9 protein-coding genes are annotated in these 13,117 nt (G+C 71.6%); 6 read left to right on the top strand and 3 right to left on the bottom strand.

Annotated elements, in window-relative coordinates:
• Positions 1-7 precede the first annotated feature (7 nt).
• From WMF28_RS09460 to WMF28_RS09440, 5 genes are all read left to right on the top strand, one after another.
• Positions 8-679, top strand: coding sequence for a DUF3540 domain-containing protein (locus tag WMF28_RS09460; protein ID WP_437489133.1), 672 nt, complete (start codon positions 8-10; stop codon positions 677-679).
• Between the two features lie 11 nt (positions 680-690).
• Positions 691-1,779, top strand: a complete 1,089-nt coding sequence (locus WMF28_RS09455; RefSeq protein ID WP_437601799.1) for a S41 family peptidase — start codon at positions 691-693, stop codon at positions 1,777-1,779.
• A 155-nt stretch (positions 1,780-1,934) separates the two neighbouring features.
• Positions 1,935-2,987, top strand: a complete 1,053-nt coding sequence (locus WMF28_RS09450; RefSeq protein WP_437601798.1) for a LacI family DNA-binding transcriptional regulator — start codon at positions 1,935-1,937, stop codon at positions 2,985-2,987.
• Between the two features lie 242 nt (positions 2,988-3,229).
• Positions 3,230-5,011, top strand: coding sequence for a glycoside hydrolase family 43 protein (locus WMF28_RS09445; protein ID WP_437601797.1), 1,782 nt, complete (start codon positions 3,230-3,232; stop codon positions 5,009-5,011).
• 300 nt (positions 5,012-5,311) lie between these two features.
• Positions 5,312-6,247 (top strand): SGNH/GDSL hydrolase family protein, encoded by a 936-nt coding sequence (locus tag WMF28_RS09440; RefSeq protein WP_437601795.1) that lies wholly within the window; start codon positions 5,312-5,314, stop codon positions 6,245-6,247.
• Positions 6,248-6,320: 73 nt separating this feature from the next.
• Here the strand turns inward: WMF28_RS09440 and WMF28_RS09435 are convergent, their stop codons facing one another.
• The gene (locus tag WMF28_RS09435) at positions 6,321-8,333 is read right to left on the bottom strand and encodes a hypothetical protein (protein ID WP_437601794.1); all 2,013 of its coding nucleotides are present in this window, start codon (positions 8,331-8,333) and stop codon (positions 6,321-6,323) included.
• 358 nt (positions 8,334-8,691) lie between these two features.
• On the opposite strand from WMF28_RS09435, the gene WMF28_RS09430 reads away from it, so the two are divergent.
• Positions 8,692-9,120: a hypothetical protein gene (locus WMF28_RS09430; RefSeq protein ID WP_437601792.1), complete on the top strand. Its 429-nt coding sequence runs from the start codon at positions 8,692-8,694 to the stop codon at positions 9,118-9,120.
• Here the strand turns inward: WMF28_RS09430 and WMF28_RS09425 are convergent.
• Together WMF28_RS09425 and WMF28_RS09420 are read right to left on the bottom strand one after the other, a co-directional pair.
• Positions 9,104-10,885, bottom strand: a complete 1,782-nt coding sequence (locus WMF28_RS09425) for an ABC transporter ATP-binding protein (RefSeq protein ID WP_437601791.1) — start codon at positions 10,883-10,885, stop codon at positions 9,104-9,106. The genes WMF28_RS09430 and WMF28_RS09425 overlap by 17 nt on opposite strands.
• Positions 10,886-10,932: 47 nt before the next feature.
• The gene (locus WMF28_RS09420; protein ID WP_437601790.1) at positions 10,933-13,014 is read right to left on the bottom strand and encodes a hypothetical protein; all 2,082 of its coding nucleotides are present in this window, start codon (positions 13,012-13,014) and stop codon (positions 10,933-10,935) included.
• Positions 13,015-13,117: the final 103 nt, after the last annotated feature.

The raw sequence follows: 13,117 nt of genomic DNA, 5'->3' as shown, positions 1-13,117 counted from the left end.
AGGAGCCATGTCGATGGGAGCCATGAAGGAGAGCGATCGCGCGGCGGCCGTGCGGGTGGATGGGCCGAGGGGCGAGGAGCACGCGCGCGGCGCGGAGGTGCCCAGGATCGGCCTGGCGCGGGCCGGCGTTCCGGCTGCGGACGAGGCGGGCCCGGGCAGGGCCGCGGCGCTGCCGCGGGAGTACCTGGGGCCGGCGCGGGTCACCTCGGCGGAGGCGGGCGCCATCGCGGTGGAGCTGCCGGGCGGCCAGCCGGTCGCGGTCCAGATGGCGCTCGCGCTGCCGTACGAGCCTGCCCTGGACGACACGCTGCTCGTCATCGGCAGGGACGAGGGCTACTACGCCATCGGCGTGCTCCACGGGCGGGGGCGGTCGGTCCTGTCGCTCCAGGGCGACGTGGCGGTGCACGCGCGGGAGGGCGCGCTCTCGCTGTGCGGCGACAAGGGCGTCGAGATCCGGGGGCCGGAGCTCGATGTGCAGGCCGGCAAGATCCGGATGGTGGCCGACGCCATGGTCCAGAAGTTCACGTCGGTCTACCAGCGGGTGAGCGCGCTCCTGAGCGTCCAGGCCAGCGAGTCGCACACGGTGGTGGAGAAGACCTCGTTCACGAAGGCGAAGAACGCCACGATCCTGACCGAGGAGACGGTCACGGTGAACGGCAAGCAGATCCTGCTGGGTTAGGAGGCCGCGCGATGCTCACTGCGAACAACAAGGCCGTCGGCATGAGCGCCGGTTTTCCGGACGTGTGCCTGTCGCCGGTGCTGGGCCTGTTCCCCTTCCCCAACATCAACCCGAACGGGACGCTGTTCCCGTTCTCGTTCAACGTGTGGTTATCGATGGCGCCCGCCGTGAACCAGGCGTCGACCAGCCCTCTCACGACGGGCGATCAGGCGGGCACGCTGCACCCGACGTTCATGGGGCCAGCGCGGCACATACTCGGTTATTTCCCGATCCGCATCAACTTCCTTCCGGGGACGATGCTCCTGTCCGCGAGGGTCGGTAACAACTTCAACTGCTTCCTCGGCCTGCAGGTGTTGCCGAGCCGGACCAACGTGTTCTACGCCTACAACGCGGAGAGCGCGGGCGGCGCCCGTCCCGCCGGCGCCCCGGTGCTGGCGGACCTCGATGCGCTCGTCGCTTCGCTCCATCCCTGCGGGAGCGCGTCGCCCGTCGAGAGCGCCTGGATCGGGCCGGGGATCGGCTACCTGCGGATTCGCCGCTTCTCGCTGGACGTCCCCGCCCGGGTCCACACGGCGGTGAGCGCGCTCGAGGCGGAAGGGCTGGAGACGCTCGTGCTCGATCTGCGCGACAACCCCGGAGGGGAGCTCACGGCGTTCCTCGAGCTCGCGGGCGACTTCCTGGAGCCGGGGAGCGTCCTCGCGCGGGCGATCGACGCGGACGGCGACGAGACCGTGTACCGGTCGAGCCACCGGAACCCGTGCCGCGCGCCGCTGTGGATCCTCGTGGACCGCGGGACGGCGTCGGCGGCGGAGCTCTTCGCCGGCTGCCTGCAGTGGCACGGACGGGCGGTCGTCGCGGGGGAGCGGACGTACGGCAAGGGGACGGCGCTGAAGGTGGTGGAGGATCCGGAGGAGCGCGCGCCGGTGCTCGCGCCGGCGGCGATGATGGTCCTGCCGGGCGGAGAGACGATCCACGCGACGGGCGTGCGGCCGGATGTCGAGCTCGGGGAGCCTGGGGCGGTTGCGCCAGAGGGGGCGCAGCCGTCGCTCGTGCAGCTCTTCACCGGCGTGAGGCCAGATTGTGAACGCTCACACGGATGACGTCGACGCGGATCGATCCGCCGCTGCTGAGCTCGGGGGGCCAGGCGGCTGGCGCGTCGCCTCTGGAGCGGTGCGTCGAGCGAGGCGGGCGCCGCGCCGCGATCATGGGTAATGTGGATTCCAATCCGCCCGTTCGCGACTAAGCTCGCCCCCTGATGGCAGAGAAGTCTCCCCCGGAGCGGCGCGTCAAGCGAGGCGGGCGCCGCGCCGCGGTCATGGTCGATGTGGCCAAGCTTGCCGGCGTCTCGCACCAGACCGTCTCGCGGGTCCTGCACGACAGCCCCCACGTGCACAGCGACACGCGGGAGCGCGTGCTCGAGGCGATCCGCCAGCTCGACTACCGCCCGAGCTCCGTGGCGCAGGCGCTCGTCACTGGGCGCTCGCGGACGCTGGGGGTGGTCAGCTTCGACACGACGCTCTACGGCCCGGCGTCGACGCTCCACGGGCTCGAGCAGGCGGCGCACGACGCCGGGTACGGCGTCAGCATCGCCAGCGTGAAGTCGCTCAACCGCGCGCCGGTGGTGGATGCGGTGAAGTGGCTGTGCGATCACGGCGCCGACGGCATCGTGGTCATCGCCCCGCAGCGGTCGGCGGTGGACGCGCTCCGCCACGTCACCTCCAACGTGCCGCTTGTCGCTGTCGAGGGTGGGCCGGACGATTCGGTCCCGGTGGTCGCCGTCGACCAGTACGGCGGCGCGGCGGCCGCGACCCGCCATCTCCTCGACCTGGGCCATCGGACGGTGTGGCACATCGCCGGTCCGCTCGATTGGCTCGAGGCCGATCAGCGCATCGACGGTTGGCGCTCGGCGCTGGAGGCCGCCGGCGTCGAGCCGCCGCCTCTCCTGCGCGGCGACTGGAGCGCGCGCTCCGGCTACGAGCTCGCCCCGCAGCTGGCGCGCACGCCGGGCGTCACCGCCGTGTTCGTGGCCAACGACCAGATGGCGCTCGGCCTGCTCCGCTGCCTCCACGAGATCGGGCACGAGGTGCCGCGGGACCTCAGCATCGTCGGCTTCGACGACATCCCGGAGGCGGCCTACTTCACGCCGCCGCTCACCACCGTCAACCAGGACTTCTCCGAGCTCGGCCGAAGGTGCCTCCACCTGCTGCTCGGGCTGATCGAGAGCGGCGAGCGCACCGGCTCGCGCGTCGTCGTCGAGACAAAGCTGGTCCTGCGCAGGAGCACCGCCGCGCTCCGCCGGGACCGATGAGCCCACTCGAGCCTCCGGCGTAGGCCCGCCGGCCCGGCCCCCGCCGAGCCCGAGGACGGTCGCTCGCCGGTCAATTTTGTTGACACCGGCCATGTGAACGCTCACATTGGCCTCTCGGGGTATCTTTTCTTGGGCCGCGCTCGCGTCGTACCGCGCTGGACGCGAGGTCTCACCTGGGACCCGTGCGCGTATCGGGGTCATTCTCACCTCGCCCGACCACAACCAACCTCGCGGAGGCTGATGTGCGTTCATACGCAGCACAAATCGTTGTTCTCGCTGGATTGAGCCTGATCGGGTGCGGCTCGTCGGATACAGAGCCCTCCCCGGGAACGGGGAGCACCTCGTCCGGGGCAGGAGCGGGGGGCACGGGCGGCGACGGAACGACCAGCAGCGGGGCGACCAGCAGCGGGGCGACCAGCAGCGGGGCGACCAGCAGCGGGGCGACCGGCAGCGGCGGCGCGGGCGGCGGCGGCGGCGGTGACGGTGGCTCGGGTGGAGGCGCCCCTGCCGTCTGCCCTGAGACCTACTCCAATCCTCTCATCTGGGAAGACCTCCCCGATGTGGAGGTCTTTCGCGTCGACGACACCTACTACTATACGGCGTCCACGTTCCACCATTCGCCTGGAGCGCCCCTCCTCCGCTCCTACGATCTGGTCCATTGGGAATACCTCTCACACTCCGTTCCCCAGCTGGACTTCGACGCGTCGTACGACCTGAGCCGGGGTAGATCCTATGTAAACGGCATCTGGGCGTCCACGCTCCAGTATCGGAAGAGCAACGAGACCTTCTACTGGATGGGCTGCATGCACAACGTGGGCGGCGGCTGGGTCTTTACCGCCAAGTCCCCCGAAGGTCCGTGGGAAAAGCACAAAGGCGGCTGCTACTACGACATGGGGCTGCTGGTCGACGACGACGACACCATGTACGTGGCTTACGGAAACGGCACGATCAGCGTGGCCCAGCTGAGCGCAGATGGCTTCAGCCAAGTCAAGAATCAGGCCGTATTCCGGACGCCGGATAACATCTCCGGACCGCTGGAGGGCTCTCGCTTCTACAAGATCAATGGGGACTACTACATTTTCGTCACGCAATACGCGAATGGCGAGTATGTGCTGCGATCGACGAACGGCCCCTTCGGTCCCTACGAGCTGCGCCCCTTCGCGGTCAAGCTGCCCTACGCTGGCGCTGCGGGCTCCGGTGGAAGCCCGCATCAAGGCGGCATCGTCCAGACGCAAAACGGCGACTGGTACTACCTCGCGTTCAACGACTCGTTCCCAGGCGGCCGCCTGCCGGTCATGGCCCCGATGACCTGGACCAACGGCTGGCCCTCGGTCACCCTGGTGGACGGCAAATGGGGTGGAACGTACCCCTTCCCGGACCTGCCTTGCGGCTCGAATCGAGTGAAGCCGCCTGCGAGCAAGGAGGCCTTCACCGAGGAGACCCTGGGCCACGAGTGGGAGTGGAACCACAACCCCGACAACACAAAGTGGTCCTCCGGTGCCGGGCTCACCCTGCGAACGGCGACGGTGACCAGCGATCTCTATGCGGCTCGAAACACGCTGACGCGCCGCATCGAGGGACCGGTCTCGATCGCGACGATCGAGCTCGACCATAGCAAAATGCAGAACGGCGATGTAGCCGGCCTCGCTGCCCTGCGTGACGCGTCGGCGTGGATCGGGGTCAAGAGAGCGAACGGGGCGACACGCGTCGTGATGACCAATGGTGTCAACATGAACACCTCCTGGACCACGACGAGCACGGGCACCGAGGTCGCCGGCGCCGACGTGTCCGGCGACAAGATCTGGCTGCGCGTGGAGGCCAACGTCCGCACGGATGCCGGCGGCGCGCAAGCGCGCTTCTCCTACAGCACGGATGGCAGCCGATTCACCAGCCTGGGCAACACGCTCAACATGAACAAGGACTGGCAGTATTTCCTTGGTTATCGTTTTGGCATCTTCAACTACGCCACGCAGTCTCTGGGCGGATCGGTGAACGTCGCCTCCTTCGAGGTGACCAAGCCGTAACAGGTGAGCCAGGCGGCTTCGCCCTGACCAGGAGATGGCGAGACGAAGCAGGGCTGTGTCCATCGAGCGGAGCACGCTCGCCCGGCCTTGCATCTCGCGGACATCGGCGTTCTCCCGGATACGGAGGCTCGAAGAGATGTCCACTTCATCACGTCACGGCGCTGCGCGCCTTCTCGGAGACTCCAGATGCCCCTCTCGACTGCGATGAATTTGGCTCAAACACATCGTTCTCGGCGCGGATCGCGCGAGCGGAGCGATGCGGAGCGCCGCAGGGCGCGCCGTTCGACGTGGGCCGCGCGGGTGGCGGCCGTCGCGCTGGCGGCGCTGTTCAGCGGGTGTGCCGATGAGCCGGGAGAGGCGTCGACCGGCTCCGGGACCGGCGGGGACGCTGCCTCGGGCGTGACCAGCGGGGACGCGACGAGCGGCGCCGTCACCAGCGGGAGCGGTGGAGGCGGGGTCACCAGCGGGAGCGGTGGAGGCGGGGTCACAACGGGCGGAGCGACGGGCTCGGGCGGCGGCGACGGCGGTGGCGACGCCAGCACCGGTGCCCAGGGCGGCGGCGGCGCGGGAGGAGCGGGCGGCGCGGGCGGCGCGGGCGGGTTCACGCCATGCCCGACGAACGGGGAGCCTTGCAAGATCCTGCCGCTCGGCGACTCCATCACGGACGGGGTCGGGGTGCAGGGCGGCGGCGGCTATCGGATCGAGCTGTTCCGCAAGGCGCGCGCCGCGGGACAGAAGATCACGTTCGTCGGCTCTCTGCTCAACGGGCCGACGACGGTCGACGGCGCCGCGTTTCCGCGGGCTCATGAGGGGCACAGCGGCTGGAAGATCAACCAGATCGCAGGGCTCGTGCCGACGCCCGCGCTCGCGGATCGCCCGCACATCGTGCTGCTCATGGCGGGGACCAACGATGTGACCCAGAACGATAATCTTTCCTCGGCGCCGCAGCGCCTGGGAGCGCTCCTGGACAAGATCTTCGCGTCGGCGCCCGACGCGCTCGTGGTCGCGGCGCAGCTCATTCCGGTCACCTTCGCCGATCCCGCGGTGGTCACCTACAATCAGGCGCTGGTGGGGATCGTCGAAGCCAGGGCGTCCGCGGGGCAGCACGTGCTGCTCGTGGATATGCACACCGGGTTTCCGGCGTCGGAGCTCCCGGACAGGATCCACCCGAACGGGCCCGGCTACGCGCGCATGGCGGACGTCTGGTACACGGCGATCGGCGATCTGCTGCCGTGAGGCGACGTCGCGGGCTCGCCTTCCTTGGGGAGGCCTGCCCGAGCGGACGGAACGCCATCCCGCCCTGCGCCGCTCACGGGCGCACGGCGAGGTACACCGTGCTCCAGAGCTGCACAGCGTTCGACTCGTCGTGGTGCGTCCTCTCGGCGCCGAACGGCACCAGCCGGTAACGCCCTTCCTCGACTGCCCAGCTCCAGAGCTCCCGCGTCCTCGCCTCGCGCGAGGCCTGGATCACCTCCCAGAGCGCACGTCGCGCGCGCTCGAGCGCGTCGCGCGCGCGGGCCGGCAGGTCGCCGCGACCGAGCTGCCGGTCGAGGCCCGCGGCGAGCATCGCCTGCTGCCACGACCAGGCGACCGTGCCGTGGTAGTGGCTCGACGTGAACAGCCGCCAGAGCGCCGGATCCGGCGCGAACGCGGGGTTCGCGACAAGGATGCCCACCGGCGTCCGCAGGCCGGCCGGGAAAGGGCGGAGCAGGCGGCCCGCGATCTCCTCGAGGGCGCCGGGCGGCGGCTCCGTGAACAGGAGGACGAAGCTGTCGTCGGAGTGCATGATGGGAAGGGGCCGGCCCTCCCCGTCGAGCGCGACGGCCGGAAACGAGAGCGTCCCCGAGAGCGACGCGAGCGCCGGCGCGGCGTCCAGGCCCAGCGACGCCGCATAGGCCGCGACGCGCCGCTTCGCCTCGCGCTCCGGCAGCTCCACCCGGAAGTACACGCCCGCGTCCTTCCACGCGCGCGCGAATCGCTCCGCCCGGCCGGCGCCCTCCCCGTCCGCGCCGAGCAGCGGGCTCGCGAGGAGCCGCGCCGAGGCGCGGAGCGCGGCCGGCACGAGCGCGGCGTTCACGTTGTAAGGGATCCGGCCGTAGGCGAGGCCCTCCTCGCTGTCGCGCCACTCGCCGACCGACGCTCCCGCCTTGAGCGCGATCAACGCCCTCGGATCCCCCGTCTCGGCGAACGGGGCGGCGAGGCGGAGCACGAGCGACACGTTCCGCGCGAGCGCCTGCGCATACGTGTCGCCGCCCGGCGTCCGGCGCGACAGGAACGCCGCCGCGCGCTCCCGGCCCGGCGCGCTGCCGAGGAGGTACTCGGCGGCCAGCGGCGCGAGGAGGAAGTCGTCGTCGATCATCTTGTAGTCGTAGACCGGCTCGCGCAGCGCCCCGGTGCGGCCCGCCGCGAGGTGCAGGAGCGCCGCGTACTCGCCGATCGCCTCCTCGTGCGCGACCTCCCCGGTCGCGCTCAGCCGATCCAGGACCGAGCCGATGCCCGCCTCGACCACGGCCGGCTCGAGGACCGGCAGGAGCATCCTCACCGCGAGCAAGGTGTCCCGGCCAAAGTACGTGAGGAAGCGCCAGGACCCGGCCAGCAGCTTCTCCCGGTACGCGAGGAAGGCGAGCGCCTGCCGCTGGCGCGGGTCGTCGGCGGCGCGCTCCGTGACGATCTCGTCGAGGGGCACCGGCGTGAGCGGCGGCTCGTCCGAGAGCGCCGTCACCCGGACCCGGACGCCCCCCGGCCCCGCCGTGAGGGCGATCCGCCCGTCCGGCTCCAGCGTGGCCGTCGTGCCGCCCTCCGGCTCGATGAGGAGCTCGATGTGGTGCTCGCCGTCCCGCGTTGTGCGCCGCACGGCGATCGACGCGCCGCCCGCCGAGGCGCCGGCCTGGACGTCGCTGCGCAGCCAGGCCGGAAGCTCGGCGTCGCGGCCCACCTCGCGCACGGTGCGGATGCTCCCGAGGACCAGCCGATGGACGCGCAGCGCCGGGGCCGTGCTCGCGAGGCGCGCCGAGACGCCGCGCATCCCACCGGGCCGCTCCACGCCCGAGAGAGCCCCCTCCACCGAGAGCTCGACAGGCGCCGGCAGCGCGTCGAACCACACAGCGATTCCCATGTTCCCCGCCGGAAAGGCGACGATGAGCCGCGGCGACACGCCCGAGGTCGCCAGGACATGAGCGGCGATATGGCCACGACGGAAGAAGTGGTTGCGAATCCGGCCCTCGTGCAGCTCGAAGGCCAGGAGCTCAGGATCCGGCGGCGCCGAGGGCGCCTCGCCGTGCGGCGCGCCGGAGACGCAGGAGGCGGCAAGAAGCGTTGACAAGGTGGTTCCCCTCATGAATCGCCCGGTATTCGTGGGCCTCGTGGGCACCGTGAGACCCTAGCTAGCCGGGACGCGCCTGCCAAGGACTAAGGATCTTCCCGTGGCCGCCAGCTTACGCCACCGCCGCGATGGCCGCTTATCGTACGTTTTCATTGAAGTATCGCGGGGCTCATCAGGACGTCTGGGAGGGCTCGCCCAGGGCTCATCTCCGCGCGGCGCCGCCGAAAGGGGGGCGATGACAAAAGAAAGAGTTCACACCTTTGTTGCCCTGTGATAACCCATCCGAGACCTCGGTTGTTGATAGTGAGTTCGCAGCAGGCGAGCAGCCTGCCAACTACCGTAACGAAGGGGGCTCGATATGGACGAGAGCATCTCCGGCAAGATCTCGGCCGGCAGCAAGGTTTCTGATCGCGCGCAGCTCGGCGACCCGCGAGAGGGCCTGATCTACACGTGGGTTGACGGCAGCCTCGGCGTCGTCGAAGAGGTCGTGCGCGCGGGGTTCGGCCTCCTCGATGACGTGCGCGTCGAGACCCAGGAGCGGCTCGGCGCCACGCTCGATCTCGTGGAGGGCATCAACAGCGGCGTGTTCCGGGTCGCGCGCAAGGCGCTCGTCCGCATGGACGGCATCAGCGCGCGCGCCCTCACGAACAGCCAGCATGGCTGGCACGCGCTGCTCGGCACGCTCCGCCGCACGTCGCAGAGCGCGGCGGGGCTCGCCTCGGAGACGGCCGTCTCCATCGTGGGCGAGCGCAGGGCGGCGCAGCAGCTCATCATGCAGTCGTCGTGAGCTGGGCGCTCACGAACTGCCGCTCGACAAGCCGGCGATAGAGACCGTCCTGGGCGATGAGCGCCGCGTGCGCCCCGCTCTGCACGATCGTCCCCCCATCCATCACGAGCACGCGGTCGGCGCCCATCACCGTCGAGAGCCGGTGAGCGATGATCAACGTCGTTCGCCCCTTCATCAGCGCGTCGAGCGCCCCCTTCACGAGGTGCTCGCTCTCGGCGTCGAGCGCGCTCGTCGCCTCGTCGAGCACGAGCAGCCGAGGGTCCTTGAGCATCGCGCGCGCGATCGCCACGCGCTGCTTCTGCCCGCCGGACAGCTGCACCCCGCGCTCGCCGACGAGCGTGCGATACCCCGCCGGGAACCGCAGAATGAAATCGTGCGCGTTCGCCGCGCGCGCCGCCGCCTCGACCTCCGCGTCCGAGGCGCCCTCCCGTCCATAACGGATGTTGTCGGCCACGCTCGCTGCGAAGAGGAGAGGCTCCTGCGCGACAATGCCGATCTGCCGGCGAAGCCAGGTCGGCGAGAGCTCGCGGAGGTCGCGCCCGTCGAGGAGAATGCTGCCCTCGTCGGGGTCGTAGAGCCGGAGGAGCAGCGAGGCGATCGTGGATTTGCCCGCCCCGGACGGCCCGACCAGGGCAATGACCTCTCCGGGGCGAACCGAGATGTCGATGCCCTTGAGCACCGGTACATCCTTGCGCGTCGGATAGCTGAAACGCACGCGCTGGAGCTCGAGGCGCCCCGCGACGGCGCGGGGCTGGGCGCCGCCGGCGTCCGCCATCGCCGGCTCGCGGTCGAGGAGGTCGAAGATGCGCTCGGCGGCGCCGGTGGCCTTCATGAAGTCGGCCCAGAGGTCGCTGAGGCCGCCGAGCGCGAAGGCGACGACGATCGTGTAGACGAGGAACGAGGTGAGCCCGCCGAGCGTCATGCGCCCGGCGACGACGAGGTGGCCGCCGTACCAGAGCACGAGGGCGATGGCGCTGTAGCCGGCGAACGTGACAACGCCCATGAAGCTCCCCGAAGCGCGGATGCGCCTCCGGGCGAGGTCGAACGACTCGGCGACCCGGCCGGAGTAACGCTCCGCCTCGTGCTTCTCGGCGGCGAAGGCCCGGACGGTGCGGATGCCCGAGAGCGCCTCCTCGGCGACCTCGCTGGCGCGGGCGAGCGCGTCCTGGACGCTGCGGGAGAGCCGGCGGACACGGCGGCCGTACGCCACCGAGCCGATCGCCACGAGGGGGACCACGGCGAGCATCAGGAGGGTGAGCCGCGGGGATGTGTAGAAGAGGAACGCGACGCCGCCGATCACGGAGGCGGCGAAGCGCAGGGCCATCGACACGTTCACGCTGACGGCGCTCTGGAGGACCGTTGTGTCCGACGCGAGGCGGTTCGTCAGCTCGCCGGTCCTGTGGTCGTCGAAGAACGCCACCTCCTGCCGGAGGAGGTGCTCGAAGAGCTGCGCGCGCAGCCGGGCCACGACGCGCTCGCCGGCGGTCGAGAAGAGGACGTACCGCAGCGCGACGGCGGCGGCCTGGACGACGATGAGGAGCGCGAGCCAGAGCGCCGCGTCGTCGATCGCCTCGACGCCGGTGCCGGGGCCGAGCGCGTCGTCGATGATCTTCCGGATCCCCTGGGGGAGCAGGAGGCTGATGCCGCTGCCGACGCCCAGGAACAGGGTGCCGAGCGCGAGCTTGCCGAGCTCGGGGCGGGCAAGGCGGAGGAGACGTCGGAGGTGCGCTCGGCCGGGGCGGGGGCCGCTGCGTGGGTTCTGCATGGGGGGCGCGAGCGTAGCAGGCGGCGCGGAGGTGGCCGTCCCGCGGGTCAACGCCGCCTGGCCCCGCGCCCCGGCCTCCCCCGGCGGTAGAGCGCGATGGCCAGCGCGAGCGCCGCGGCGCCGATGGCGAGGGCGGCGAGGAGCAGCCCCGTCCCGCGAAAACGGCGCAGCGGCCCCGGCGCGGTCTGCCCCGGACCCCCCGCCGGCGGCCCGTCGCCCGCGCCCTGCGATCGCGCGAGCGGGACGAGCGCGCGCCGCGCCGCGGCCGCCTCGGCGAGCGCGCGGCGGACGCCGGCGGCGTCGAGCGAGGCGTCCGCCGGGATCAGGGCGCGCAGCGCGGCCCGCGCCTCGAAGAACGGGGCGCCCTCGCTGCTCCACGCGGTGGGCGAGGTGTCGAGCGTCTCGTCGAGCGCGGCCGGGATCACCTCCTTCACGATCGCGTCCACCGCGCCGGGCGACGCCGACCTGGCCAGCGCGATGTAGCCGGCGTCCTGGATGCCGCGGCGAAGGGTCTTCAGGCGCATCGAGGGGAATACGCCGGCGAAGCCGACGGAGCGGGAGGCGAACCTCCCCCGCTGCGTGCCGGGATAGAGCAGCATGCCGTCGCCGAGGCAGGCGTCGCCGTCCCGGTTGTGGAAGTTCTCGGCGACCGTGAACGGGTCGACAGGGCCCTTCCCGCCGCGGTTGCCGTCGTGCCAGAACGCCGTCTCCCACAGGAACCAGCGGCCGATCTCGTGCGTCGCCGCGATCCAGCCGTCGGCCATGAGCCCGGTGAGCGGCGCGTCGATCATGAAGGAGCCGGCCCGCGGCAGCGCGCCGTTGTAGACCCAGAGGCGCTTGCCGGCCTCGTGCGCGGCCCGCGCCCACGCGGAGTCGAAGCGGTTGGCGGGCGTGAGCACGAGGTCGACGTCCTGCTCCACCGGGTGAACGTTGCCGCACGAGTGCCCCACGAGGATGCGCGACGACAGGCGCGAGCCGCGGACCAGCCGGCGCCACCCGGGCCCGCGGGGGCTCTCGCACTGCTCGTCGACCGCGTACAGCATCACGTCGTCCACCGCCGGCGGGAGGAGCTCCGCGACGGCCTCGACGCGGCGGAGCGCCTCTTCGGTCGGGTCACCGAAGCCGCCGTACGCGCCGAGCGCCACCGCGGCGGGCGGGACGCCCTGGCCCGGCCCCCGGTAGCCGCGCTCCCTCGTGTAGAGCGAGCCGTCGATGGCCGCGCGCAGGCGCTCCACATCCGCGGGGCTCCGGACCGACGCGAAGCCGTCGACGTGGTGCTCGTGGAGCAGCTGCCAGAGCTGCTGCTCGACGGCAGGCCCGTCGCCGACCCGCTCGGCGACGCGGCCGGCCTCGTAGAACGCGATGAAGTCGACAGGGCCGTAGGGCAGCGTCGCCGAGGCGACATCGAGCCTCAGATCGAGCGACGCGAGCTCGCCGTGCGAGGCCGAGCTCACCACCACCTTGCCCTCGTGGAGGCCGGCGACGGCGCCCTCGGGGACGTGGAGGTCGATCCAGACCGCCCGGGTCTCGCGAGCGCCCACCTCGAGCGGATAGGGCGCCCAGGGCGGCGCGAGCTCGACGGGGATGAGCGCGTCGGGGAGGAACCCGAGGTGCCTGTCGTCCGGCGGCCGCGCCGCCGGGCTCCACCCGAGCGACTCCATGGGTCGCTTGTCGGTGCGCGAGCGCTGCTTGATCTCGACGTAGTGCTCAACGAAGCGATCGATCGAGATCGCCTGCGCGGGCGCCGCCCCGGGGGCCTGCGCCTGCTGCTGCGGCGCCGCCGGCGTCTTGGACGGCGCGCCTGCGCCGGCCGGGGGGGCGAGCCCGGAGAGCTCGACCGTGACGCCGCGCACGGGCTCGGCGCCCGCCTCGACGATCACCTGGAAGGCGACGACCTCCGCGCGGAGCGCGCCGAGCCGGACCGCCTCGCCGGGCCGGAAGAGCGCGTTTCCTTCGCCGCGCGAGAGCGGCAGGCCGACGTCGTCCCGGCGGACGCGCGTGCCGTCATCGGCCACCCAGACGAGCGCGCGCTCCGGCGGCGCCTCGCCGGCGGCGGCGCTCGGAGGCAGGGCGAGATGCGACAGCGTGGAGAGCAAAGCAACGTGGAGGAACGAAAGGGATCGCGTCATGGCGCTCGGATTTCCTCGGATTTCCAAGGACAAACGACCGCCGTGATCGGCGGCAACGCCATCCCAGGAGCTCGGGGCGGAGGTTGACAGCACGGCCGGGCTC

Origin of the sequence: Sorangium sp. So ce590 (assembly GCF_051521365.1) — a bacterium.
Classification (GTDB): Bacteria; Myxococcota_A; Polyangia; order Polyangiales; family Polyangiaceae; genus Sorangium.
The sequence above is the reverse complement of the archived record's forward strand: the minus strand, read 5'-3'. Positions and strand labels throughout refer to the sequence as shown.